This is a genomic window from Pseudomonas sp. MT92 (assembly GCF_058792515.1).
Genome location: NZ_JBXAFA010000003.1, coordinates 335,370 through 359,397 on the forward strand (window position 1 = coordinate 335,370; position 24,028 = coordinate 359,397).

The following is a 24,028-nucleotide window of genomic DNA, read 5'->3' on the forward strand; positions in this document are numbered from 1 at the left end:
TAACGTCGAGTTATGAAGCGGTGCTGGTTACCGGTTCGCGGGTAATGGTGACGCCCGACTGCACCAATAGAAATTCATTTTCATCCAGCTTGTTCACGCGATCGCCAATAGCCAGTTTGTACGTGGTGACAGGCGCCGCGCTTGCCAGGCCGTCTGCCGGCGGGGTGGATTCCTGGAACTCATGTACGGAATAAATGCGGCCTTCCGCGTCTCTTGCATGGAACTGACCGACGAGTACTGCTGCCATCTGCTTAGAACCTCTGGAGATAAATCACTCAATGTGCGGTGGAGTAGACCGTCACTGAGCACGGTAAGTTTTCCTGCGTATAAAAAATAATCAGAACGCAGATATACCTGTGTTCACTGGTTGAATCGTCATCTGATCAACTATAACTTCAGGTTCCTCCCACGGATAAGCGAGAGTCTTCCATGAGCAATGTCTATACCGTCGCCGTAGTGGTCGGCAGCCTGCGAAAAGAATCGATCAACCGCAAGGTCGCCCTCGCACTGGCGGACCTGGCGCCGGCCAATCTCAAGCTGAACATTGTCGAAATCGGTGACCTGCCGCTCTACAACGAAGACATCGATGGTGCTACACCGCCGGCAGCCTACAGTAGTTTTCGACAACAAGTGAGTTCATCCGACGCAGTGCTGTTCGTCACGCCGGAATACAACCGTTCGGTGCCGGCACCGATGAAGAATGCAATCGATGTCGGTTCGCGTCCCTATGGCAAGAGTGCCTGGAGCGGCAAACCGGGGGCGGTGATCAGTGTTTCGCCCGGCGCGATCGGCGGATTCGGCGCCAACCATCACTTGCGTCAGTCCATGGTGTTTCTCAACGTGCCGCTGATGCAGCAGCCGGAAGCCTACCTGGGCGGCGCCGGTTCGGCGTTCGACGAGGCGGGCAAACTGTCGGAGTCGGTCAAGCCGTTCCTGCAGAGCTTCATCAATGCCTATGGTCAGTGGGTGGAGCAGCACAAGAAAGTCTGAGGTCGTTCGCGTCCCGAGGGAGTTTGCCTGTGACAGAGGGGGCAGGCTTCCCTTGACAGGCATGTTCCCTGTCACGCAAGCACAACAGTATTGAGTCTATCGTCGCCGTTGCCACGCACGGCGGCTCTACTTCAGAATCCCTGCCGGTCCGCTCCCTCGCTCAAGGCTGTTTCGCATGCTCGCCGCTTCATTGATTTTTCTCCTGACCATTACCCTCGTGATCTGGCAGCCCAAAGGCCTTGGTGTCGGCTGGAGCGCGGTGCTGGGTGCCGTGCTGGCGCTGATTTTCGGCGTGGTGCATCTGAGTGACATTCCGCTGGTGTGGCAGATCATCTGGAACGCCACTGGTACCTTTGTCGCGCTGATCATCATCAGCCTGTTACTGGACGAAGCCGGGCTGTTTGCCTGGGCGGCGTTGCATGTGGCCCGCTGGGGACGGGGCAATGGGCGAAAGTTGTTTGCCTATATGGTGCTGCTCGGGGCACTGGTGTCGGCGCTGTTCGCCAATGACGGCGCGGCGCTGATACTGACGCCCATCGTGATTTCAATGCTCCTGGCCTTGCGTTTCTCGCCCACGGCAACCCTGGCGTTTGTCATGGGGGCCGGTTTCATTGCCGATACCGCGAGCCTGCCATTGGTGGTGTCGAACCTGGTGAACATCGTTTCCGCGGACTTCTTCAAGATTGGTTTCAACCGCTATGCGGCGGTGATGATTCCGGTCAACCTGGTCAGCGTTGCCGCGACCCTGGCGGTGCTGATGTGGTTTTTCCGGCGCGACATTCCCCGGGATTACGACCCCGAACAACTGGAGCACCCGGCGTCCGCCATCCACGACAAGGCAACGTTCTATGCTGGCTGGGCGGTGCTGGTGATTCTGTTGCTCGGTTGTTTTGCACTGGAACCGCTGGGCATTCCGATCAGTGCGATTTCGGCGGTGTGCGCGGCCTTGCTGCTGGCCATCGCTGCGCGCGGGCACAAGATTTCCACGCGCAAGGTCATGAAGGAAGCCCCATGGCACATCGTGATTTTTTCGCTGGGCATGTATTTGGTGGTCTATGGCCTGCGTAACGCCGGGCTTACCGGGTATCTGGCGGGCTGGCTGGACATTTTCGCCGGATACGGCGTCTGGGGCGCGGCGCTGGGCACGGGGGTGCTGACGGCGTTGTTGTCATCGATCATGAATAACCTGCCGACGGTGTTGATTGGCCTGCTGTCCATTGATGCGAGTCAGGCGACGGGGGTGGTGAAAGAAGCGATGATCTACGCCAACGTCATTGGCAGCGATCTGGGCCCGAAAATCACCCCGATTGGCAGTCTGGCGACACTTTTGTGGTTGCATGTGCTGGAGCGCAAGAATATCCGGATTGGCTGGGGGTATTACTTCAAGGTCGGGATCGTGTTGACCGTGCCGGTGTTGCTGGTGACCTTGGCGGCGCTGGCGGTGCGGTTGTCCGTTTAAATCGGCTCGCCGCAATCGCGAGCAGGCTCGCTCCCACAGGGGAATGCATTTCAAGGTGGGAACGAGCTTGCTCGCGATAGGGCCAGTACAGTTGTCATAAAATCCGGATCAACCCTGTCCCGGCACATCCGGCCAAAGATCCGCCACCAGAAACAATCGTTCGGCTTCCTCCCAGTCGCCCTGGGCATTTTTCACCAGTCGCACCAGCAACTGCGCCGGGGCCTGCGGCTCCAGATCGCTCAGCCACGCGTCCAACTGCTCGGCGCTCCATGTCTGCTCGGCCGGGTAGTGCGCAGGCGCCAGCCATGCATGGCGGGGCAGGGGTTGCCAGCGGCCAGGCGGACTCTGGGCCGCGAATTCGGCCCAGTCCTTTTGGTGCAGCCAGCGACCACGCAAATGCTGCGGATGCGCACCCCTGGGGGGTGTGGCTTTCCCCGGCCAGGGATAAAGCAAATAACCGCCCAGCCACAAATGAGCGCTGAACTCGCGGATATCCAGCGCCTCCAGCACTTCGCGGCTTTCCGGACGCGCGGAAATCGGCAACTGATGCTGGCAAAGGTGCGCCAGTTTGCGGTCCAGTCGATCATGGCAGCCGGGGCCGAGCCATTGCGCGGCATCGTGGCCGTCGCCGTTTTGCGGCCCCAGGTACAGCTTGATCGCCAGCTCCAGGTGATGCACGCCGTCGCGATCACGCAGCAGCATGTCCAGCTCGCCAAGGGTGTGGCCTTCGCGACGGATTGGCATGTTGGCGGCAATCAACTCGATGCCGGGCGCGTGCTGTATGGCAAATTGCCAGAGACGCTCGTAGTAAAGGCCCAGGCGCCGGGTGCGGGCCTGGGCCAGCCAATGCAGCAAGCCATAACTGTCCCGGTCCAGTTGTCGCAGCCAGTGTTGCAGGCGTTCCGGCGCCTGCACCCAGTCACTGCCGGCCAGCGGATGGCGCTGCGGCCACGGGGTGTCGCTGAGCATCGGCGGCGCCAGGATGACCCACGCCAGGTCGCGCACTTCGGGGTGGCGCAACTGATGGGGTAACTGCAATAAATCTGGAAATAGGATCATCTTGCGAGCATAGCCCGAAACCGGAAGCTACCTTGAGGCTGAAAGGATTTTGTCTATCCGCGGCTTTCGCCCATAATCGTGCTTTTCGCCGTCGCTGCCCTTCCTTAGGAGCCCCATGGAGCAATTTCGCAATATCGGCATCATCGGTCGCCTGGGCAGTTCTCAGGTGCTGGATACCGTCCGCCGACTGAAACGCTTTCTGCTCGATCGTCACCTGCACGTGATTCTCGAAGACACCATCGCCGAAGTCCTGCCGGGCCATGGCCTGCAGACCTCGTCGCGCAAGATGCTCGGCGAAGTCTGTGACATGGTGATTGTGGTGGGTGGGGATGGCAGCCTGCTGGGCGCGGCTCGTGCGCTGGCCAGGCACAATATTCCGGTACTGGGCATCAACCGGGGCAGCCTGGGTTTCCTGACTGACATTCGCCCCGATGAGCTGGAAATCAAGGTCGCCGAAGTGCTCGATGGCCACTATCTGGTGGAAAACCGCTTTCTGTTACAAGCCGAAGTCCGGCGCCACGCCGAGGCCATCGGTCAGGGCGACGCGCTCAATGACGTGGTGCTGCACCCCGGCAAATCCACACGGATGATCGAATTCGAGCTGTACATCGATGGCCAGTTCGTCTGCAGCCAGAAGGCCGACGGCCTGATCGTCGCCACGCCGACGGGGTCGACGGCCTATGCGCTTTCCGCGGGTGGCCCGATCATGCACCCCAAGCTCGACGCTATTGTGATTGTGCCGATGTACCCCCATACCCTGTCAGGCAGGCCAATCGTGGTCGATGGCAACAGTGAGCTGAAAATCGTCGTGTCCAAGGATATGCAGATTTACCCGCAAGTCTCGTGCGACGGGCAGAACCACTTTACCTGTGCGCCCGGCGACACCATCACCGTCAGCAAGAAAGCCCAGAAGCTGCGGCTGATTCACCCGCTCGACCACAACTATTATGAAGTCTGCCGAACCAAACTCGGCTGGGGCAGCAAGTTGGGGGGTGGAGGCGACTGATGCTCGATCCCGCGCGTAGCTACGACCTGATCGGTGACGTGCATGGTTGCACTCTGACCCTGGAGCACTTGCTCGACCGACTGGGTTACCACAAACAAGCCGGCGTCTGGCGCCACGCTTCGCGCATGGCGGTGTTCGTCGGTGACATCATCGACCGCGGCCCGCGGATTCGCGAGGCGCTGCACATCGTCCACGACATGGTCGAGGCCGGGCAGGCGCTGTGCATCATGGGCAACCATGAGTTCAACGCGTTGGGCTGGTGCACGCCGGCACTCCCTGGCAGCGGCAAGCAGTTCGTGCGCGAACACACCCCGCGCCATGCCCGGTTGCTCCAGGAAACCCTGACCCAGTTCGAGCATCATCCGGCGGACTGGCATGACTTTCAGCAATGGTTCTATGAGCTGCCGTTGTTCGTCGATGCCGGGCGTTTCCGGGTGGTGCATGCCTGTTGGGACGCGAGTTTGATCGAACCGTTGCGGGCGCTGTTCCCCAATGGTTGCGTCGATGAGCACTTCCTTCAGGCGTCGGCCATGCCGGGCAGCTTCGCCTGCACCGTGTTCGACCGATTGCTGCGCGGCACCGACATGCGTTTGCCCCATGGTCTGACCATGACCAGCGGCGATGGCCTGACACGCTCGTTCTTCCGTACCAAGTTCTGGGAAGACGATCCGCAAACCTACGGAGACATCGTGTTCCAGCCTGACGCCTTGCCCGACCCGGTGGCCCGCACGCCACTGACGTCAACCGAGAAAAACAACTTGCTGCGCTATGGCATCGATGAACCGTTGCTGTTCGTCGGTCATTACTGGCGCAGCGGCAAACCGGCACCGATTCGTCCGAACCTCGCGTGCCTGGATTACAGCGCCGTGCTCTACGGCAAACTCGTCGCCTATCGCCTGGACCAGGAACCTCGTCTCGATCCGCATAAGTTCGTCTGGGTCGACGTCGAGCGCCCGGAGGTACTGCAATGACGAATGTCGCTGTATTGCGACTGCCGCTGGCGGTGGATTTGAGCGGGTTCGTCAAGTTGCTGCAACGCATGCAGGTACCGCATCGGGTCAGTGAGGAGTCGGGCGAGCAGGTGTTGTGGGTGCCGGCGAACATCAGTGAAGACGTCCGGGTGTTGTACGAACGCTATCCGGCGGGTGACCCCGATGAGCAACTGGCCATCCCGGTGGCCCGAACGGTTCGCCGGCCGAGCTTCGCCTCGCAGCTTCGGCATGCAAAAGGCACGGCGCTGGTACTGCTGCTCAGCCTGCTCGTCGGTGTCGTGACCTTGCTGGGCGATAACCTTGCCACCATGCGCTGGCTGACCTTCCTCGATTATCACGTCGTCGGTGAGTACATCCACTTCGTGCCATTGGCCGACAGCCTGGCGGCGGGGCAGTGGTGGCGCCTGGTGACGCCGATGCTGATCCATTTCGGCATCCTGCACCTGGCCATGAATGGCATGTGGTACTGGGAGCTGGGGCGGCGCATCGAATCGCGTCAGGGCACTGTCAATTTGATCGGGCTGACCTTGCTGTTCAGCCTCGTGTCCAATTTTTCCCAGTTCGTATTCGGTGGCCCGACCCTGTTTGGCGGGTTGTCCGGGGTGCTGTACGGCCTGCTCGGGCATTGCTGGATTTTCCAGATATTGTCGCCAAACGCCGCCTATCGCCTGCCCCGCGGGGTGCTGGTGATGATGCTGGTGTGGCTGCTGCTGTGCCTGTCCGGGCTGGTCTCGATGATCGGCTTTGGTGAAATCGCCAACGCGGCCCACGTCGGCGGGTTGCTCGTCGGATGCCTGACCGGTTTGTTGGGTGGTTTGTACAACCGCCGTAAACTGGCCGCCTGAAACAGTTATGTAAATAGAGAGCGCGGAGACCCAATGTCCTCTTTTAACGAAATGATCAAAAACATCACCCCGGAGATCTACCAGAGCCTGAAACTGGCGGTGGAAATCGGTAAATGGTCCGACGGTGGCAAGCTCACCGCCGAGCAGCGCGAGCTGTCGCTGCAAGCGATGATCGCCTGGGAAATCAAGAACCTGCCTGAAGAAGAGCGTACCGGCTACATGGGGCCGCAGGAGTGCAGCTCCAAATCGATTCAAGTGCCCAATATTCTGTTCAAGTCGGATGCCATCCATTGATCGAGATTGGCCGCGGTGCAATCAGTAAAATGTCGGCGCGCCTGGACGGGCCGAACGTGCAATACGCATTTCGTCTGGGCGACGTCGAGGTACCGGTCAACCCCTTGATCGGCACCACGGTTCGCCTGGAATACCTGGGGGCGATCCACTGCACCCATTGCGGACGCAAGACCAAAACCAGTTTCAGCCAGGGCTACTGCTACCCCTGCATGACCAAACTGGCCCAGTGTGACGTGTGCATCATGAGCCCGGAGCGCTGCCATTACGACGCCGGCACTTGCCGTGAGCCGCAGTGGGGCGAGCAGTTCTGCATGACCGATCACATCGTGTACCTGTCGAACTCTTCCGGAGTGAAAGTCGGGATCACCCGTGCCACCCAACTGCCGACCCGCTGGATCGACCAGGGCGCCAGCCAGGCCTTGCCGATCATGCGCGTGTCGACCCGCCAGCAATCGGGCTTTGTCGAGGACCTGTTCCGCAGTCAGGTGGCGGACAAGACCAACTGGCGCGCGCTGCTCAAGGGTGATGCGGTGCCGGTGAACCTGGCAGAAGTTCGCGACCAGTTGTTCGACAGCTGCGCCGAGGGGCTGCAAGGCTTGCAGCAGCGGTTCGGCCTGCAGGCGATTCAGACCGTTGCCGATGTCGAACCGCTCGAAATCCGCTACCCGGTCGAGCAGTATCCGGCCAAGATCGTCAGCTTCAACCTGGACAAGCAGCCCATTGCCGAAGGCACGCTGATGGGGATCAAGGGCCAGTACCTGATCTTCGACACCGGCGTGATCAACATTCGTAAATACACGGCTTATCAGCTCGCCGTGCATCAGTAAGGACTCCAGCATGCGCACCGAACAACCGAAGATGATCTACCTCAAGGACTATCAGGCTCCCGAGTACCTGATCGACGAAACGCACCTGACCTTCGAGTTGTTCGAGGACCACAGCGTGGTCCATGCGCAACTGGTGATGCGCCGTAACCCCGATCGTGGTCCGGGCCTGCCGCCGTTGGTGCTGGACGGTCAACAACTGGAACTGCTGTCGGTGACGCTGGCCGATCGCGAGCTGGGCATCGCCGATTACCAGTTGACCGAGAATCATCTGACCCTGCACCCGACCGGTACCACCTTCACGGTCGATACCAGCGTCAGGATCCACCCGGAAACCAACACCGCGCTGGAAGGCCTGTACAAGTCCGGCACGATGTTCTGCACCCAGTGCGAGGCCGAAGGCTTCCGCAAGATCACCTATTACCTCGACCGTCCGGACGTCATGAGCACGTTCACCACCACCGTGGTCGCCGAGCAGCACAGCTATCCGGTGCTGCTGTCCAACGGCAACCCGATTGCCTCGGGGCCCGGCGAAGATGGCCGGCACTGGGCGACCTGGGAGGACCCGTTCAAGAAACCGGCGTACCTGTTCGCGCTGGTGGCCGGTGATCTGTGGTGTGTCGAAGACACCTTCACCACCATGACCGAGCGCAACGTGGCGCTGCGCATTTACGTCGAGCCGGAAAACATCGACAAATGCCAGCACGCCATGAACAGCCTGAAGAAATCCATGCGTTGGGATGAAGAGGTCTACGGTCGCGAATACGATCTGGACATCTTCATGATCGTCGCCGTGAACGACTTCAACATGGGCGCCATGGAGAACAAGGGCCTCAACATCTTCAACTCCAGCGCCGTGCTGGCCCGGGCCGAAACCGCCACCGACGCCGCGCACCAGCGGGTCGAGGCGATCGTTGCCCACGAATACTTCCACAACTGGTCGGGTAACCGCGTGACCTGCCGCGACTGGTTCCAGTTGTCGCTCAAGGAAGGTTTCACGGTTTTCCGCGATTCGCATTTCTCCGCCGACATGAACTCGGCCACGGTCAAGCGCATCCAGGACGTGGCGTACCTGCGCACGCACCAGTTCGCCGAAGACGCCGGCCCCATGGCCCACGCGGTGCGCCCGGACAGCTTCATCGAGATTTCCAACTTCTACACCCTGACCGTGTACGAAAAGGGTTCGGAAGTGGTCGGGATGATCCATACCTTGCTCGGTGCCGAAGGTTTCCGTAAAGGCAGCGACCTGTACTTCGAACGCCACGACGGTCAGGCCGTGACCTGCGACGACTTCATCAAGGCCATGGAAGATGCCAACGGCGTCGACCTGACCCAGTTCAAGCGCTGGTACAGCCAGGCAGGCACCCCACGTCTGGCGGTGAGCGAGTCCTACGACGTAGCGGCCAAGACCTACAGCCTGACCTTCCGCCAGAGCTGCCCGCAAACCCCGGACAAGGTCGAGAAGCTGCCGTTTGTGATCCCGGTCGAACTGGGCCTGCTGGACAGCCAAGGCAACGAAATAGCCTTGCGCCTTCAGGGCGAAGCCAGCGCCCAGGGCGCTACCCGTGTCCTTTCCGTGACCGAAGCCGAGCAGACCTTCACCTTCGTCGACATCGCAGAACAGCCGCTGCCTTCGCTGCTGCGTGGCTTCTCGGCACCGGTGAAACTGAGCTTCCCGTACAACCGCGACCAGTTGATGTTCCTGATGCAGCACGACAGCGACGGGTTCAATCGTTGGGATGCCGGCCAGCAATTGTCGGTGCAAGTGCTGCAGGAACTGATTGCCCAGCAGCAAAAGGGCGAAGCGCTGGTGCTGGATCAGCGTCTGGTTTCGGCCTTGCGCACCGTGCTGTCCGACGAGTCGCTGGATCAAGCGATGGTCGCGGAAATGCTCTCGCTGCCAAGCGAAGCCTACCTGACCGAAATCAGCGAAGTGGCCGACGTCGAGGCCATTCACATCGCCCGCGAGTTTGCCCGCAAGCAACTGGCCGAAGCGTTGTTCGAAGGCCTGTGGCTGCGCTATCAGGCTAACCGCGAGTTGTCGAAGCAAACCCCGTATGTGGCCGAGGCCGAGCATTTCGCCCGCCGTGCGCTGCAGAACATTGCGCTGTCGTACCTGATGCTCAGCGGCAAGCCTGAAGTCCTGGCGGCGACCCTGGAGCAGTTCGACACCTGCGACAACATGACCGAGCGCCTGACCGCACTCGCAGTGTTGGTCAACTCTCCGTTCGAAGAGCAGAAGGCCAAGGCACTGGCCAGTTTCGCCGAGCACTTCAAGGACAACCCGCTGGTCATGGATCAGTGGTTCAGTGTCCAGGCCGGCAGTGTGTTGCCGGGCGGCCTGGCGCGGGTCAAGGCGTTGATGCAGCATCCGGCGTTCAACATCAAGAACCCGAACAAGGTGCGGGCACTGGTGGGCGCATTCGCCGGGCAGAACCTGATCAACTTCCATGCGGCCGACGGTTCCGGGTATCGCTTCCTGGCAGACCTGGTGATCGAGTTGAACGGCTTCAATCCGCAGATCGCGTCTCGCCAACTGGCACCGTTGACCCGCTGGCGCAAATACGACAGCGCCCGCCAGGCGTTGATGAAAGGCGAACTGGAGCGCATCCGTGCTTCGGGTCAACTGTCCAGCGATGTGTTTGAAGTGGTCAGCAAAAGCCTGGCGTGATGCCTTTTGCGCGGAGTGCCATGTACTCCGCGATGCCTTGATTGCCAGCAAGCTTGCATCCACAGGGTTCAGCCTGATCCTTGTGGGAGCCAGCCTGCTGGCGATGGTCGTCAACGATCACGCGTATTACCTGGAAAAACGCGGCGCACTTGAGTCCGTCGTCGCAATGCCGCCCGGAGCCGGTTCGCGATGATGTCGGCCCAGACCTCATCATCATCCTTCCTGATACCCCCTCATTCACCCGCACCCGTTAGCCCGGCAGTTAACAAAACATAACGTGCCGTCGATTGTCAGCCCTTCAAAAACACCGATAGGATAAGCCAGCTTCCGAAGGGGCTCTGGATTGCGGGTTTCGGGACTATGCTCCGAAATAGCCAATCACAACGAGCACCCTGTCGGCGCCCTGAAAGGTTGAATGACCTAACAATAATAATGGGGGATGGTCTATGAGTGAGCCTGTCATGGGTGTGGGTATTTGCCGCCCGCCGGCATTACGCAAATTCGCGTTGCTGGCCACAGCGCTCTCGCTGTTTGGCTGTGCCGTGGCGTCGGTATCCGTGCTGGCCGCAGACGCGCCGGCATCCGACGTTGCTTATTCCGTTGAATCGGCCAAGGCCAGCAAAAGCCTGATACTCGATGTCGTGCACGCCGGCCCGCGCCTGGTGGCGGTCGGGGATCGCGGGCACATCCTGTATTCCGACGACAAAGGTACGACCTGGGTTCAGGCCAAGGTGCCCACCCGGCAACTGCTGACGTCGGTGTTTTTTGTCGATGACAAGCACGGTTGGGCCGTTGGTCATGACGCGCAGATCCTCGCCAGCGAGGACGGTGGCGTCACCTGGACCAAGCAATTCGAAGATCTCAAACGCGAGTCGCCGCTGCTCGATGTCTGGTTCAAGGACGTCAACAGTGGCTTTGCCGTGGGCGCCTACGGGGCGTTGATGGAAACCACCGACGGCGGCAAGCACTGGGAAGACGCCAGCGATCGCCTGGACAACGAAGACCAGTACCACCTCAACGCCATCACGGCGGTCAAGGATGCCGGGCTGTTCATCGTTGGCGAGCAGGGCAGCATGTTCCGCTCCGCCGATGGGGGCCAGACCTGGGAAAAACTCGAAGGCCCTTACCAGGGCTCGCTGTTTGGAGTGCTCGGCACCGCACAGGCCAATACGCTGCTGGCTTACGGGCTGCGCGGCAATCTCTATCGCTCCACCGATTTCGGCAGCACCTGGCAGCAAATCGAACTCAAGGCTGAACGCGGAGACCTGGAATTCGGTCTGTCCGGCGGCACGTTGCTCGATGACGGATCGATCGTGATCGTCGGCAACGGTGGTTCGGTGATCAGCAGCAGCGACAACGGCGAGACTTTCAGCGTATTCAATCGTCGGGATCGCATTTCCCTCTCGTCGGTCACTGCCGCCGGGAATGGCAATCTGATTCTGACCGGACAGGGCGGCGTTCACGCCACTTCGCCAAACGGCGCCGAGCTGGGCAAATGAGCCGGGTTAATAATAAGAAGGCGGGGCTATGACTTCCTTGAGCACTCATCATCAGGACAAGGCGACGTTTCTTGAGCGCCTGATCTTCAACAACCGCCCGGCAGTGATCACGATCTGCCTGCTGGTCAGCATCTTCCTGTTCTGGCAGGCGACGCTGATCCGCCCATCCACCAGCTTCGAGAAAATGATCCCGCTCGAGCATCCGTTCATTCAAAAGATGATGGAGCACCGCAACGATCTGGCGAACCTGGGCAACACCGTGCGCATTTCCGTGGAAGCCACCGACGGTGACATCTTCTCCAAGGAATACATGGAGACCCTGCGTCAGATCAACGACGAGGTGTTCTACATCTCCGGCGTCGACCGTTCCGGCCTCAAGTCGCTGTGGAGCCCGAGCGTGCGCTGGACCGAAGTGACCGAGGAGGGCTTCGCCGGTGGTGAGGTGATTCCGCAGAGTTACAACGGCTCCCAGGCCAGCCTCGACCTGCTGCGCAACAACGTGCTCAAGTCCGGACAGGTCGGGCGCCTGGTGTCCAACGACTTCAAGTCGAGCATCGTCGACATCCCGCTGCTGGAGGCCTACCCGGACCCGCAGGACCAGGGCAAGTTGCTGGCGCTGGACTACCGCAAGTTTTCCCACGAACTCGAAGACAAGATCCGTAACAAGTTCGAGGCGCAGAACCCCCACATCAAAATCCACATCGTCGGCTTCGCCAAGAAAGTGGGCGACCTGATCGATGGCCTGGTGATGGTGGTGATGTTCTTCGGCATCGCCTTCGTGATCACGCTGATCCTGCTGTACTGGTTCACCAACTGCATGCGCAGTACGGTGGCCGTGTTGAGTACGACGCTGGTGGCGGTGGTCTGGCAGCTCGGGTTGATGCACTTCTTCGGCTTCGGGCTTGATCCCTACTCGATGCTGGTGCCGTTCCTGATCTTCGCCATTGGTATTTCCCATGGCGTACAGAAGATCAACGGCATTGCCCTGCAATCCAGCGATGCGGACAACGCCCTGACCGCCGCGCGCCGCACCTTCCGCCAACTGTTCTTGCCGGGGATGATCGCGATCCTCGCGGATGCGGTGGGGTTCATCACGTTGCTGATCATCGACATCGGCGTGATCCGCGAGCTGGCCATTGGCGCGTCGATCGGCGTGGCGGTGATCGTGTTCACCAACCTGATCCTGCTGCCGGTGGCGATCTCCTACGTCGGCATCAGCAAGCGCGCTGTGGAACGCAGCAAGAAGGATGCTCACCGCGAACACCCGTTCTGGCGTCTGCTGGCCAATTTTGCCAGTGCCAAAGTCGCGCCGGTGTCCGTCCTTCTGGCACTGATCGCCTTCGGTGGCGGCCTCTGGTACAGCCAGAACCTGAAAATCGGTGACCTCGACCAAGGGGCGCCGGAGCTGCGTCCGGACTCGCGTTACAACAAGGACAACAACTTCATCATCAGCAACTACTCCACCAGCTCCGATGTGTTGGTGGTGATGGTCAAGACCAAGGCCGAAGGCTGCTCGCGCTACGAAGCCATGGCACCGATCGATGAACTGATGTGGAAGATGCAGAACACCGAGGGCGTGCAGTCGGCGATTTCCCTGGTGACTGTGTCCAAGCAGATGATCAAGGGCATGAACGAGGGCAACCTTAAGTGGGAAACCCTGTCGCGTAACCCGGACGTGCTGAACAACTCCATTGCCCGGGCCGATGGTCTGTACAACAACAGTTGCTCCCTGGCGCCGGTGCTGGTGTTCCTCAACGATCACAAGGCCGAGACCCTGAATCGCGCCGTGCATGCAGTGCAGGAATTTGCCAAGGCAAACAACAAGGAGGGTCTGGAATTCATCCTCGCCGCCGGTAACGCCGGTATCGAGGCGGCCACCAACGAGGTGATCAAGGAATCCGAGTTGACCATCCTGATCCTGGTCTACATCTGCGTGGCGACCATGTGCATGATCACCTTCCGTTCCTGGGCGGCGACCTTGTGTATCGTGCTGCCGCTGGTGCTGACATCGGTGCTTGGTAACGCCCTGATGGCCTTCATGGGCATCGGCGTGAAAGTCGCGACCCTGCCGGTCGTGGCGCTCGGGGTCGGGATTGGTGTGGACTACGGCATCTACATCTACAGTCGCCTGGAAAGCTTCCTGCGTGCCGGCCTGCCGCTGCAAGAGGCCTACTACCAGACGCTGAAGTCCACCGGTAAGGCCGTACTGTTCACCGGTCTGTGCCTGGCCATCGGCGTGTGCACCTGGATCTTCTCGGCCATCAAGTTCCAGGCCGACATGGGCCTGATGCTGACCTTCATGCTGCTCTGGAACATGTTCGGTGCACTCTGGCTGCTGCCAGCGCTGGCACGCTTCCTGATCAAGCCGGAGAAACTGGCGGGGCAGAAGGGCAATTCGTTGTTCGCTCACTGACCCACGTTGAAATGAAAAAGCCGCAACCCTGGTTGCGGCTTTTTTATTTCTCACATTCACACCAGCCCGCTCCCACAGGGTTCTTCGGTGATCAGGCAGGATCGCTGCCCAGCACCACATTCAACGCGTTACGCGCATCGTCGAGTTGTACCAGGGTCGCATGCCGTGCTCCCAGCGCATCGCGATTCTCGATAGCGGTCAAAATCGCCTTGTGCCGTGGCAGCGCCAGTTCATGCAGGTTCGGTCGCTGGTTCGAGTGCTTCAGCGCTTCGGCAATGGCCACCGAGAGCATGTTGCACAGGTTGGCCAGCAAGTCGTTGTGGGTTGCGTCGGCGATGCGGCTGTGGAAGTCCAGGTCCGGTTGCAACAGCGCTTCCGGCGTCGGCGCGGCTTCCATGCGTTGGTAGGCCTCACCGATGGACGCGATGTCGGCCTCCGTGGCGAATTGCGCGGCCAGTGCGGCGGCGGCCGGTTCGATGATGCTGCGCACACTGGTCAGCAGATCGAAGAACTGGTTCTGCGGACTGCTTTGCATCAGCCAATGCAGCACGTCCGGATCGAGCATGTGCCAGTCTTTGCGCGGTTTGACCACGGTGCCGACCCGTGGACGGGAATACACCAGGCCTTTGGCAACCAACACCCGCGTGGCTTCTCGCAACACCGGCCGGCTGACGGCATATTCCTCGCACAACAGGGCTTCGGCGGGCAGTTTGTCATCGGGCTTGAAGCGTCCGGAGACGATCTGCATGCCCAGTTCCTGGACGATGCGCGAATGCATGCTTTTGCGGTCGGAGGGTTTGCGGTAGTCCATGGGGAACGGCGCGGTCCTGTGCGATGGAGATGCCGGGCATGATAGCAGGCACGGCGGGTGACGGTCGTTAGCGCCGGTATTTGACCGACGCAGAACGAATGTAGGAGCGAGCCTGCTCGCGATCGACGTGAACGTTGACGCGTGCTGTCTGAAAGCACGCGTCGCCTGCCAGTTCATCGCGAGCAGGCTCGCTCCTGCAGGGGGCGGGGTTAGTGGGAGTGACGCGGCACTTCAGCCCCACGGCAACCGACCAGGAAATCGAAGTCGCAACCCTGATCCGCCTGCAAGACATGGTCGATGTACAGCTGGCGATAACCACCCACCAACAATTGCTGCGGCGGTTGCAGATCCGCCATGCGCGCCGCCAGTTCGGCGTCCGGAATGTCCAGGTGCAGGCGGCCGCTGGCGCAATCGAGTTCGATCCAGTCACCTTCCTTCACCGCCGCCAGGGGGCCGCCCGCAGCCGCTTCCGGCGCTACGTGCAGGACAACGGTGCCATACGCGGTGCCGCTCATGCGTGCATCGGAAATACGCACCATATCGGTCACGCCCTGGGCCAGCAGTTTGGCCGGCAGGCCCATGTTGCCGACTTCGGCCATGCCTGGATAACCCTTGGGGCCGCAGTTTTTCATGACCAGGATCGAGTTGGCGTCGACGTCCAGCTCCGGGTCGTTGATCCGCGCCTTGTACATGTCGAAGTTCTCGAACACCACCGCGCGTCCGCGATGTTGCATCAATTCCGGTGTGGCCGCAGAAGGCTTGAGGACCGCGCCGAGGGGCGCCAGGTTGCCGCGCAACACGCAGATGCCGCCGTCGGCCCGAATCGGGTTGTCGAGGGTGCGGATCACCTCATCTTCACCGTAGATCGGCGCGTCCCTGGTGTTCTCGCCGATGGACTTGCCGTTGACGGTCAAGGCGTTTGGGTTCGGGATCAGATTGGCCTCGCCAAGACGGCGCAGCACCGCCGGCAAACCACCGGCGTAGTAGAACTCTTCCATCAGGAAGCGCCCGGAGGGCTGCAGGTCGACGATGGTCGGCATGCCGCGCCCGATGCGGGTCCAGTCGTCGAGATCCAGTTCCACGCCGATGCGGCCGGCAATGGCTTTGAGGTGAATCACGGCGTTGGTCGAACCGCCAATGGCGGCGTTGACGCGAATGGCGTTTTCGAAGGCTTCCTTGGTCAGGATTTTCGACAGTTTCAGGTCTTCGCGGACCATTTCCACGGCGCGCATGCCGGACATGTGTGCCAGGACATAACGACGCGCATCCACCGCTGGAATCGCCGCGTTGTGGGGCAGGGAAGTGCCGAGTGCTTCCGCCATGCAGGCCATGGTCGAGGCGGTGCCCATGGTGTTGCAGGTGCCGGCCGAGCGGGACATGCCGCCCTCGGCCGCGAGGAAATCGTCGATGGTGATGGTGCCGGCCTTGACCTGTTCGCTGAGCTGCCAGACCACGGTGCCCGAGCCAATGTCCTTGCCCTTGTGCTTGCCGTTGAGCATCGGCCCGCCCGTGACGACGATGGCCGGCACGTCGCAGCTGGCCGCGCCCATCAGCAGCGCCGGGGTGGTTTTGTCGCAGCCGGTCAGCAGCACCACGCCGTCAATCGGGTTGCCGCGAATGGCTTCTTCCACGTCCATGCTCGCCAGGTTGCGGGTGAGCATGGCGGTTGGGCGCAGGTTCGATTCGCCGTTGGAGAACACCGGGAATTCCACGGGGAAGCCACCGGCCTCGATCACGCCGCGTTTGACGTGTTCGGCAATCTGGCGGAAATGCGCGTTACACGGAGTCAGTTCCGACCAGGTGTTGCAGATGCCGATGATCGGCTTGCCATGGAACTGGTGGTCGGCGATGCCCTGATTCTTCATCCAGCTGCGGTACATGAAGCCGTTCTTGTCGGCCGTGCCAAACCATTGGGCGGAGCGCAGGGTGGGTTTCTTATCAGACATGATCGATTCTCTTATTGTATGACTATATTGTTCAAGCTTGTGCCTAACATAAGCTCAAATTGCCGTGTTTGGAAGTGTTGTTGGGTAAATAGTATTACTATATAGTCGATCTCAACGGAGGGATGGCCCTGACGGTTTTCCGTGAGAGGCGTCTCCCGAGTTTCTATAAAAACAACAATCGGAGACCGATCTCATGAGCCAGGAACTGCGGCTTATTCGCCGCATCACGCTGAAACTGATTCCCTTCCTGATCCTGCTGTACCTGATCGCCTATGTGGATCGCTCTGCCGTGGGCTTCGCCAAATTGCACATGGGCGCCGACATCGGCCTTGGCGATGCGGCTTACGGAATGGGCGCCGGGCTGTTCTTCATTGGTTACTTCCTGCTGGAAATCCCCAGCAACCTGATGCTCGACCGCTTCGGTGCTCGGCGCTGGTTTGCGCGGATCATGATCACCTGGGGCGCCATCACCATCGGCATGGCCTTCGTCCAGGGGCCGAACAGCTTCTATGTGATGCGTTTCCTGCTCGGTGCAGCCGAAGCCGGGTTCTTTCCGGGCGTTCTCTACTACATCACCCAGTGGTTCCCGGTTCGCCATCGCGGCAAGATCCTCGGGCTGTTTATCCTGTCCCAACCCATCGCGATGATGATCACCGGCCCGGTGTCCGGCGGTTTGCTCGGCATGGACGGCGTGTTCGGGCTGCATGGCTGGCAATGGCTGTTCATCGTCATTGGCACTCCGGCGATCCTGCTGACCTGGCCGGTGCTGCGTTATCTGCCGGACGGCCCGCAACAGGTGAAATGGATGGACCAGGCCGAGAAGGACTGGCTGACCGGCGAGCTGAAAAAAGACCTGGAACAGTACGGCCAGACCCGCCACGGCAACCCGTTGCATGCCCTCAAGGACAAACGCGTGCTGCTGCTGGCGCTGTTCTACCTGCCAGTGACACTGAGCATTTATGGCCTGGGCCTGTGGCTGCCGACGCTGATCAAGCAGTTTGGCGGCAGTGACCTGGTGACCGGTTTCGTGTCCTCGGTGCCCTACATTTTCGGGATCATCGGCTTGCTGATCATCCCGCGCAGTTCCGACCGTCTGAACGATCGCTACGGTCACCTCGCGGTGCTTTACGTATTGGGTGCCATCGGCTTGTTCTTCAGCGCCTGGCTGTCGGTGCCGGTGTTGCAACTGGCGGCGCTTTGCCTGGTGGCATTTGCGCTGTTTTCCTGCACGGCGATTTTCTGGACCTTGCCGGGCCGTTTCTTTGCCGGTGCCAGCGCGGCGGCGGGGATTGCCTTGATCAACTCGGTGGGCAACCTCGGCGGCTACATCGGCCCGTTCGTGATCGGGGCGCTCAAGGAATACACCGGCAACCTGGCCTCGGGTTTGTATTTCCTGTCCGGCGTCATGCTGTTCGGCCTGGTGCTGACCGGCGTGGTCTATCGCCTGCTGGAACGCAAGCATGTACTGCCGGCCGACGAATTTGCCGCCAGTGCGCGTGGGGCAACCCGCACCTGACCCATAACTGCAAATCACCACTATCCCTGTGGGAGCGGGCTTGCCCGCGATAGCAATCTATCTGGCACGTGAATGTTGAATGTGCTGCCGTCATCGCGGGCAAGCCCGCTCCCACAGGGAGTCAGGTGTGCCCGAGTTCTGTGTTTACAGGAGAAAGTTCATGCGTTTGGTTCAATTCGAATTGAGAAACGGCGAGCGCCGGGTTGGCGTGGTCGAACAAGGGCTGGTACACGAGGTGCAGGATGCGCACACGGTTCGTGACCTGGCACTGGCGGCGATCGAAGCCGGGGTCAACCTTGAGCAGCAAGTGAAAAGTCTCGGGCTGGGGATCAGCCATGACTACGTCGAACTGCTGGCACAATTGCGTATCCTGCCGCCGCTGGATCATCCGGACCCGGCGCACATGCTGGTCAGCGGCACCGGTCTGACGCACCTGGGCAGCGCTTCGGCCCGGGACAAAATGCACCAGCAAGCCGGTGACGAAGCGTCGATGACCGACACCATGCGCATCTTCAAATGGGGCGTGGAGGGCGGTCAGCCCGCGGCGGGTCAGGCCGGCGTACAGCCTGAATGGTTCTACAAGGGCGACGGCAGCATCGTCGTGCGTCCGGGCCAGCCGTTCCCGTTGCCGCCGTTCGCCGAAGACGCCGGGGAAGAGCCTGAAATCAGCGGCCTGTACGTCATCGGTCACGATGGCAAACCCTATCGCCTTGGTTTTGCCGTGGGCAACGAGTTCTCCGACCACGTGATGGAGCGCAAGAACTACCTGTACCTGGCCCATTCGAAATTGCGCAGTTGCAGCTACGGGCCGGAACTGCGAGTCGGCGAACTGCCGCAGCATCTGGCTGGCACCAGCCGCATCCTGCGCGACGGTGAAGTGCTGTGGCAGAACGAGTTCCTCAGTGGCGAGGCGAACATGTGCCACAGCCTGGCCAACCTGGAGTTTCACCATTTCAAGTACAGCCAGTTCCTGCGCCCGGGGGACGTGCACATTCACTTCTTCGGCACCGCGACCCTGTCGTTCGCCGATGGCGTGCGCACCCGTCCCGGTGATGTGTTCGAAATCAGTCAGGCCGAATTCGGCGCGCCATTGATCAATGGCATCACGCCGGTCGAAGCGGTATTCGAACCCGGCTCCGTCGGCACATTGTGAGGAGTTACCCATGACCCGGATTCTTGGCCACAACTACATCGGCGGCCAGCGCAGCGCGTTGGGCACCGTCAAGCTGCAGAGTGTCGATGCCGAAACGGGCGAGGCATTGCCCCACGATTTCTTCCAGGCCACACCGGCAGAAGTCGAGGCTGCCGCCAAGGCGGCGGCAGCAGCATACCCGGCTTATCGCCGCTTGAGCGCCGAGCGACGCGCACAATTTCTTGAGGCCATCGCTGATGAACTCGATGCCCTGGGTGACACGTTCGTGACGGTGGTTTGCCGTGAAACCGCGCTGCCAGCAGCACGGATTATCGGCGAGCGTGGCCGCACCAGCGGCCAGATGCGATTGTTCGCCCAGGTGCTGCGGCGCGGCGACTTCTACGGTGCGCGCATCGACCAGCCGCTGCCTGAACGCCAGCCGTTGCCGCGCCCTGATCTGCGCCAGTACCGTATCGGTCTGGGGCCGGTGGCGGTGTTCGGTGCCAGCAATTTTCCCCTGGCGTTTTCCACGGCGGGCGGCGATACCGCCTCGGCACTGGCCGCCGGTTGTCCGGTGGTGTTCAAGGCCCACAGCGGACACATGGCCACGGCCGAGCAGGTGGCCGATGCAATCATCCGCGCGGCGGAAAAAACCGCGATGCCGGCCGGCGTGTTCAACATGATCTATGGCGGTGGCGTCGGCGAGGCACTGGTCAAGCATCCGGCGATTCAGGCGGTGGGCTTCACCGGTTCGCTCAAGGGCGGCAGGGCGCTGTGCGACATGGCGGCGGCGCGTCCACAACCGATACCGGTGTTCGCCGAGATGTCGAGCATCAACCCGGTGATCGTGCTGCCCCAGGCGTTGCACGTGCGCACAGAAGCCATCGCCCGTGGCCTGACGTCTTCGGTGGTGCAGGGTTGCGGCCAGTTCTGCACCAACCCGGGCCTGGTGATTGGCATTCGTTCGCCGCAGTTCACGGCGTTCCTGCAATTGCTGACGGACTTGATGGCTGATCAACCGGCGCAAACCATGCTCAACGCGGGAACCCTGGGCAGTTATGGCAAGGGCCTGCAAAAGCTTTTAGATCATCCGGGCATCGAGCACCTGGCGGGCAATCCGCAACAAGGTCATCAGGCGCAGCCGCAATTGTTCAAGGCCGATGTCAGCTTGCTGATCGATGGCGACGAGGTGCTGCAAGAGGAAGTGTTTGGCCCGACCACTGTGGTGGTGGAAGTGGCTGATCAGGCACAACTGCACGCGGCCTTGAATGGGCTGCACGGTCAGTTGACCGCGACCATCATGGGCGAACAGGCGGACTTTGAGCAGTTCGGCGAGCTCACGGACTTGCTGGAGCAGAAGGTCGGACGAATCCTGCTCAACGGCTATCCGACCGGTGTCGAGGTGTGTGAATCGATGGTGCATGGCGGGCCGTATCCGGCGACTTCGGACGCTCGCGGCACGTCGGTCGGGACCCTGGCCATCGACCGCTTCTTGCGTCCGGTGTGCTTCCAGAATTACCCGGACAGCCTGCTGCCGGACGCGTTGAAAAACGCCAATCCGCTGGGCATTCAGCGCCTGGTGGATGGCAAGCCGTCACGCGACGCGATCTAACGGCTGGTTACAGTCCCCATGGGAGCGGGCAAACCCGCTCCCATGGTTTGTGTGGAACAGTCAGCAAACGCATGAGCTATCATTGCGTCTTTCCCCTTCAAGATTGATTGCCATGACTGCCGTAACCGACACCCTGCTCAATACCCTCTTACACTGCGGTATGGTGGAAATCGACGGGCTGCATGCCTTCGAATTCTCCCTTGATGAAGAGGACAACCTGCATATCGAATGCATGGACGGCCGAGCGGCCAAGCACTGGGCGTTCACCCCGGCGCAAATCCAGGCCGCGACCTTCGACAGCACACTGCAAAGCTGGTTGATCACTGGTGATTCTGGCGAGCATCGCTTGGTATGCCTCGGTGACGTCTTCGGCGGTGACAACGACGACGATGACGAAGACGATGAAAATGAGGATGCGTAACTTCTGGCCCTTGTTAATGGCCGGCAGCATCGGCGCGATGGGCGTTCAGGCGGCCATTGCCGACGACTATCAACTGCTCGTGGGTTCGTACACCGCTGGCCAGAGCCAGGGCATCTATCGGCTGAATTTCAACAGCGCCACCGGACAGATCGACGCCAAACCCCTGCAAGTGATCAAGAGCGACAATCCCTCCTGGCTGACCCTGTCAAAGGATCAGCGTCGCCTGTTCGTGGTCAACGAAAACGGTCCCGGTCAGAGCGATCCGGTGGGGCGTGTCAGCAGCTACGCGATCGACCCCAAGACCCATGAGCTGAGCCTGATCAATCAGGTGCAGAGCCTGGGCAACGAGCCGACGCATTCGAGTCTCAGCGCTGACGCCAGCCATCTGTTTGTCAGCAATTACTCGGTGGCCGAAGATCCGGGTGGCACCCTGGCGGTGTTGCCAGTCAGTGCTGACGGTGAGCTTAAGCCGGTGGTGCAGATGAGCAGTCATCCGGCCAGTCGGGTCAATCCCGAGCGGCAAATGTCGTCGCATGTGCATTCGACAGTTTCGTCGCCGGACGGCCGTTACGTGTTCTCCAATGACCTGGGCGCGGACAGGGTCTTTGCCTATCGCTTCGATCCCAAGGCCAACCCCGACCTGCCCTTGACCCCGGCCAACCCTGCATTCGTCCAGTTGCCTGCCGGCAGCGGGCCACGGCATCTGCTGTTCAGCGCCGATGGCAAACATGCGTGGCTGACCATGGAGATGAGTGCGCAGGTGGCGGTGTTCGATTACCGGGACGGCTCGCTTGAGCAGACGCAGATGGTCGATCTGGCGGCCGGCCAACCGGTGTCGGACAAGGCTGCCGCCGCACTGCATGCCTCGGCGGACGGCAAATTCCTTTACGTCAGCAACCGTGGCACCGCCAATCAGTTGCTTGTATTCGCCATCGACCCTGCAACCGGCCACCTCAAGGAATTGCAGCGTCGCTCCGTAGAGGGTGACCACCCGCGTGAGTTCAGCCTCGATCCGAGCGGCAAGTTCGTGTTGATCGCCAACCAGAAAAGCAACGGGATTGTCGTCGTCGAGCGCGATGCCAAGACCGGTTTGCTGGGCAAAACCGTGCAGAAATTGCCGATGGACGCCCCGAGCGATCTCAAGTTTCTGCTGCGACAATAGGCCGCAGGCCCCGGTCCAGGGGGCCTGCGTCGTTCTATCAATGAGGCTGATATCTGGTACTGCTGCAAAGCATTTCAAGGCATCGACCCTTGAAGGTTAAGTTTGCTTCACGGCCCCACCGGGCAAGCAAGCCAACTGACTTCGAGGAATACCGCCATGAACTTCAATCTCTTCTCCGTAATCGCCGCTTCCGCCATCTCTGCTTCCGTTGCCCTGCCAGCCAGTGCCAACGTTGAAATCAGCGAGAAAAAATCCCACACCCAGAGCTACACCCAGAAATACCTGCAACAGAGCGCCAACTTCTACGCCGCGCTGGACCACAAAGCCCAACACTGAAAGCGCCTCCCTGCACCCTTTATGCAGGAGCGAAGTCACTTGCCAATCGACCGTTCACCGATCGGAAGGCGCTGAAGTGATGTCGCTCCTGCATAACGCATTTACGACAGCATCAAATAGCCACTAATCCTCTGCTTGATATCATTCAGCCATGCGTTTAAATTTGACGCTGATTTTTTGACTCCTTCTCAAGAAAAGGATCGACAAGATGGCGATGCGTCTGGCTGTGGTGCTGCTAATCCTTTATTCCACTCCGATTTTATCCGCCGTAGAGCCCGTTTCTGGCGAGCCTGACGCTGCCCGCGAACGCTTGATGAGTTTTATTGAAGACTGAAATAGTCTGCTTCAATGATCAACGAAGCTGATAGTTGCTATAGACCGGACTCGTTGGTTATCCGCGCTTTTTTGATCGATCCTGTGGACATTGAAACATGCCCACGGAGAACATCATGGCCCGCGCAATCATCACTTCTGCCAAACATGGCGCCTATGTGGCTATCGGTCTTTACCTGGTCATGGTGCTGGTTGTCAGCCTTTCGCCGCAGTCGCAACGATCCTTCGAAACGCCGATTCAAGTCGCACATCCTGGCATCCAGTTTGAGCACCGCGCGCACAACGCGATGGTCGACCAGGCGGATCTCGCGGGAGTCGGCGGCGCATGAAAGGTCACAGACTTTGGGTCATTGCCTTCCTGGCGTTCATGACCAACGGCGCGTCGCTGTTGGGGATCGGCCACGGCTCGGCGGGCTCGGTGGCCCGGTCCATAGAGGCCAACCACAACATCGCCCGTAACATCGAAACCGCCAAGGCGCTGGGCTTGCTGGCCGGCAACCCGCCGATCAAGCCTGAAAGCGGTTTTTTCGGGCCGTTCCAGGTTGATTGCTCAGCCATCGGGATGTGCGAAGTACTGGCCTGAATCACTGAATCAACACGCTCCCTGTGGGAGCGAGCCTGCTCGCGATGGTCGTGAACGATGACGCTGAGAACCTGACACCGCGCGGCGCTCTCAGGTTTTTCGCGAGCAGGCTCGCTCCTACAGG

General features: G+C 60.5%; 23 protein-coding genes and 1 pseudogene. 20 read left to right on the forward strand and 4 right to left on the reverse strand.

All coding sequences use genetic code 11. The features are described 5' to 3' along the window. Window positions 1-10: 10 nt before the first annotated feature. Window positions 11-247 (reverse strand): hypothetical protein, encoded by a 237-nt coding sequence (locus AC1Q6D_RS07385; protein WP_103405638.1) that lies wholly within the window; start codon window positions 245-247, stop codon window positions 11-13. Between the two features lie 182 nt (window positions 248-429). Between AC1Q6D_RS07385 and AC1Q6D_RS07390 the strand changes: the two genes are divergently transcribed. Further along, on the forward strand, window positions 430-990 hold the full coding sequence (locus tag AC1Q6D_RS07390) for an NADPH-dependent FMN reductase (protein ID WP_047528337.1): 561 nt from the start codon (window positions 430-432) through the stop codon (window positions 988-990). Between the two features lie 175 nt (window positions 991-1,165). Further along, on the forward strand, window positions 1,166-2,449 hold the full coding sequence (locus AC1Q6D_RS07395; protein WP_047528339.1) for an arsenic transporter: 1,284 nt from the start codon (window positions 1,166-1,168) through the stop codon (window positions 2,447-2,449). A 108-nt stretch (window positions 2,450-2,557) separates the two neighbouring features. Here the strand turns inward: AC1Q6D_RS07395 and AC1Q6D_RS07400 are convergent, their stop codons facing one another. Next, entirely contained in the window at window positions 2,558-3,508 is a 951-nt protein-coding gene (locus AC1Q6D_RS07400; RefSeq protein ID WP_103405639.1) for a DUF1853 family protein, read from the reverse strand. A gap of 115 nt (window positions 3,509-3,623) precedes the next feature. Between AC1Q6D_RS07400 and AC1Q6D_RS07405 the strand changes: the two genes are divergently transcribed. The 8 genes from AC1Q6D_RS07405 to AC1Q6D_RS07440 all read left to right on the forward strand — a co-directional run bounded on the left by AC1Q6D_RS07405 (window position 3,624) and on the right by AC1Q6D_RS07440 (window position 14,052). Next, window positions 3,624-4,514 (forward strand): NAD(+) kinase, encoded by an 891-nt coding sequence (locus AC1Q6D_RS07405; protein WP_047528343.1) that lies wholly within the window; start codon window positions 3,624-3,626, stop codon window positions 4,512-4,514. Then, window positions 4,514-5,485: a metallophosphoesterase gene (locus AC1Q6D_RS07410; RefSeq protein WP_103405640.1), complete on the forward strand. Its 972-nt coding sequence runs from the start codon at window positions 4,514-4,516 to the stop codon at window positions 5,483-5,485. Before AC1Q6D_RS07405 ends, AC1Q6D_RS07410 begins: the two co-directional genes overlap by 1 nt. Beyond that, window positions 5,482-6,351, forward strand: a complete 870-nt coding sequence (locus tag AC1Q6D_RS07415) for a rhomboid family intramembrane serine protease (protein ID WP_103405641.1) — start codon at window positions 5,482-5,484, stop codon at window positions 6,349-6,351. Before AC1Q6D_RS07410 ends, AC1Q6D_RS07415 begins: the two co-directional genes overlap by 4 nt. Window positions 6,352-6,384: 33 nt before the next feature. Beyond that, window positions 6,385-6,645 (forward strand): YeaC family protein, encoded by a 261-nt coding sequence (locus AC1Q6D_RS07420; RefSeq protein ID WP_103405642.1) that lies wholly within the window; start codon window positions 6,385-6,387, stop codon window positions 6,643-6,645. Further along, complete coding sequence (locus AC1Q6D_RS07425) at window positions 6,642-7,472, forward strand: DUF2797 domain-containing protein (protein ID WP_090469259.1); 831 nt, start codon at window positions 6,642-6,644, stop codon at window positions 7,470-7,472. Before AC1Q6D_RS07420 ends, AC1Q6D_RS07425 begins: the two co-directional genes overlap by 4 nt. 10 nt (window positions 7,473-7,482) lie before the next feature. Next, window positions 7,483-10,140, forward strand: a complete 2,658-nt coding sequence (gene pepN, locus AC1Q6D_RS07430; protein WP_103405643.1) for an aminopeptidase N — start codon at window positions 7,483-7,485, stop codon at window positions 10,138-10,140. Window positions 10,141-10,586: 446 nt separating this feature from the next. Next, window positions 10,587-11,639 carry a WD40/YVTN/BNR-like repeat-containing protein gene (locus tag AC1Q6D_RS07435; protein WP_103405644.1) on the forward strand — a complete coding sequence of 351 codons (1,053 nt, stop codon included), beginning with the start codon at window positions 10,587-10,589 and terminating at the stop codon, window positions 11,637-11,639. 28 nt (window positions 11,640-11,667) lie between these two features. Next, a complete protein-coding gene (locus tag AC1Q6D_RS07440) occupies window positions 11,668-14,052 on the forward strand; it encodes an efflux RND transporter permease subunit (protein ID WP_103405645.1) in 2,385 nt (794 codons plus the stop codon). 91 nt (window positions 14,053-14,143) lie between these two features. On the opposite strand, the gene AC1Q6D_RS07445 is transcribed toward AC1Q6D_RS07440, so the two are convergent. Then, complete coding sequence (locus AC1Q6D_RS07445) at window positions 14,144-14,863, reverse strand: FadR/GntR family transcriptional regulator (RefSeq protein WP_047528355.1); 720 nt, start codon at window positions 14,861-14,863, stop codon at window positions 14,144-14,146. 209 nt (window positions 14,864-15,072) lie between these two features. Beyond that, on the reverse strand, window positions 15,073-16,809 hold the full coding sequence (locus AC1Q6D_RS07450; RefSeq protein WP_103405646.1) for an IlvD/Edd family dehydratase: 1,737 nt from the start codon (window positions 16,807-16,809) through the stop codon (window positions 15,073-15,075). A 193-nt stretch (window positions 16,810-17,002) separates the two neighbouring features. Between AC1Q6D_RS07450 and AC1Q6D_RS07455 the strand changes: the two genes are divergently transcribed. The 10 genes and pseudogenes from AC1Q6D_RS07455 to AC1Q6D_RS07500 form a co-directional block, all read left to right on the forward strand. Next, the gene (locus tag AC1Q6D_RS07455; protein ID WP_103405647.1) at window positions 17,003-18,325 is read left to right on the forward strand and encodes an MFS transporter; all 1,323 of its coding nucleotides are present in this window, start codon (window positions 17,003-17,005) and stop codon (window positions 18,323-18,325) included. A 160-nt stretch (window positions 18,326-18,485) separates the two neighbouring features. Beyond that, window positions 18,486-19,478, forward strand: coding sequence for an AraD1 family protein (gene araD1, locus AC1Q6D_RS07460; protein WP_103405648.1), 993 nt, complete (start codon window positions 18,486-18,488; stop codon window positions 19,476-19,478). A gap of 10 nt (window positions 19,479-19,488) precedes the next feature. Then, window positions 19,489-21,069, forward strand: a complete 1,581-nt coding sequence (locus AC1Q6D_RS07465) for an aldehyde dehydrogenase (NADP(+)) (RefSeq protein ID WP_103405649.1) — start codon at window positions 19,489-19,491, stop codon at window positions 21,067-21,069. 112 nt (window positions 21,070-21,181) lie between these two features. Then, window positions 21,182-21,490, forward strand: coding sequence for a DUF5629 family protein (locus AC1Q6D_RS07470; RefSeq protein ID WP_103405650.1), 309 nt, complete (start codon window positions 21,182-21,184; stop codon window positions 21,488-21,490). Further along, a complete protein-coding gene (locus AC1Q6D_RS07475) occupies window positions 21,483-22,652 on the forward strand; it encodes a lactonase family protein (RefSeq protein WP_103405651.1) in 1,170 nt (389 codons plus the stop codon). Before AC1Q6D_RS07470 ends, AC1Q6D_RS07475 begins: the two co-directional genes overlap by 8 nt. 156 nt (window positions 22,653-22,808) lie before the next feature. After that, window positions 22,809-22,988, forward strand: coding sequence for a hypothetical protein (locus AC1Q6D_RS07480; protein ID WP_090320901.1), 180 nt, complete (start codon window positions 22,809-22,811; stop codon window positions 22,986-22,988). A gap of 208 nt (window positions 22,989-23,196) precedes the next feature. Continuing rightward, window positions 23,197-23,322, forward strand: a complete 126-nt coding sequence (locus AC1Q6D_RS07485; RefSeq protein ID WP_256590348.1) for a hypothetical protein — start codon at window positions 23,197-23,199, stop codon at window positions 23,320-23,322. A gap of 115 nt (window positions 23,323-23,437) precedes the next feature. Continuing rightward, entirely contained in the window at window positions 23,438-23,650 is a 213-nt protein-coding gene (locus tag AC1Q6D_RS07490; protein WP_103405652.1) for a hypothetical protein, read from the forward strand. Then, on the forward strand, window positions 23,647-23,904 hold the full coding sequence (locus tag AC1Q6D_RS07495; protein ID WP_103405653.1) for a hypothetical protein: 258 nt from the start codon (window positions 23,647-23,649) through the stop codon (window positions 23,902-23,904). The genes AC1Q6D_RS07490 and AC1Q6D_RS07495 overlap by 4 nt, the downstream gene beginning before the upstream one ends. Window positions 23,905-23,948: 44 nt before the next feature. Then, a pseudogene (locus AC1Q6D_RS07500) lies at window positions 23,949-24,026 on the forward strand (outer membrane lipoprotein carrier protein LolA); the annotation flags it as partial. Window positions 24,027-24,028: the final 2 nt, after the last annotated feature.

Coding starts and splice junctions, on each gene's coding strand:
- pepN (WP_103405643.1), top strand. CDS start 7,483: ATGCGCACCGAACAACCGAAGATGATCTACCTCAAGGACTATCAGGCT.
- AC1Q6D_RS07485 (WP_256590348.1), top strand. CDS start 23,197: ATGGCGATGCGTCTGGCTGTGGTGCTGCTAATCCTTTATTCCACTCCG.
- AC1Q6D_RS07420 (WP_103405642.1), top strand. CDS start 6,385: ATGTCCTCTTTTAACGAAATGATCAAAAACATCACCCCGGAGATCTAC.
- AC1Q6D_RS07465 (WP_103405649.1), top strand. CDS start 19,489: ATGACCCGGATTCTTGGCCACAACTACATCGGCGGCCAGCGCAGCGCG.
- AC1Q6D_RS07410 (WP_103405640.1), top strand. CDS start 4,514: ATGCTCGATCCCGCGCGTAGCTACGACCTGATCGGTGACGTGCATGGT.
- AC1Q6D_RS07395 (WP_047528339.1), top strand. CDS start 1,166: ATGCTCGCCGCTTCATTGATTTTTCTCCTGACCATTACCCTCGTGATC.
- AC1Q6D_RS07480 (WP_090320901.1), top strand. CDS start 22,809: ATGAACTTCAATCTCTTCTCCGTAATCGCCGCTTCCGCCATCTCTGCT.
- AC1Q6D_RS07440 (WP_103405645.1), top strand. CDS start 11,668: ATGACTTCCTTGAGCACTCATCATCAGGACAAGGCGACGTTTCTTGAG.
- AC1Q6D_RS07435 (WP_103405644.1), top strand. CDS start 10,587: ATGAGTGAGCCTGTCATGGGTGTGGGTATTTGCCGCCCGCCGGCATTA.
- araD1 (WP_103405648.1), top strand. CDS start 18,486: ATGCGTTTGGTTCAATTCGAATTGAGAAACGGCGAGCGCCGGGTTGGC.
- AC1Q6D_RS07405 (WP_047528343.1), top strand. CDS start 3,624: ATGGAGCAATTTCGCAATATCGGCATCATCGGTCGCCTGGGCAGTTCT.
- AC1Q6D_RS07385 (WP_103405638.1), bottom strand. CDS start 247: ATGGCAGCAGTACTCGTCGGTCAGTTCCATGCAAGAGACGCGGAAGGC.
- AC1Q6D_RS07455 (WP_103405647.1), top strand. CDS start 17,003: ATGAGCCAGGAACTGCGGCTTATTCGCCGCATCACGCTGAAACTGATT.
- AC1Q6D_RS07450 (WP_103405646.1), bottom strand. CDS start 16,809: ATGTCTGATAAGAAACCCACCCTGCGCTCCGCCCAATGGTTTGGCACG.
- AC1Q6D_RS07400 (WP_103405639.1), bottom strand. CDS start 3,508: ATGATCCTATTTCCAGATTTATTGCAGTTACCCCATCAGTTGCGCCAC.
- AC1Q6D_RS07475 (WP_103405651.1), top strand. CDS start 21,483: ATGCGTAACTTCTGGCCCTTGTTAATGGCCGGCAGCATCGGCGCGATG.
- AC1Q6D_RS07470 (WP_103405650.1), top strand. CDS start 21,182: ATGACTGCCGTAACCGACACCCTGCTCAATACCCTCTTACACTGCGGT.
- AC1Q6D_RS07415 (WP_103405641.1), top strand. CDS start 5,482: ATGACGAATGTCGCTGTATTGCGACTGCCGCTGGCGGTGGATTTGAGC.
- AC1Q6D_RS07445 (WP_047528355.1), bottom strand. CDS start 14,863: ATGGACTACCGCAAACCCTCCGACCGCAAAAGCATGCATTCGCGCATC.
- AC1Q6D_RS07490 (WP_103405652.1), top strand. CDS start 23,438: ATGGCCCGCGCAATCATCACTTCTGCCAAACATGGCGCCTATGTGGCT.
- AC1Q6D_RS07390 (WP_047528337.1), top strand. CDS start 430: ATGAGCAATGTCTATACCGTCGCCGTAGTGGTCGGCAGCCTGCGAAAA.
- AC1Q6D_RS07495 (WP_103405653.1), top strand. CDS start 23,647: ATGAAAGGTCACAGACTTTGGGTCATTGCCTTCCTGGCGTTCATGACC.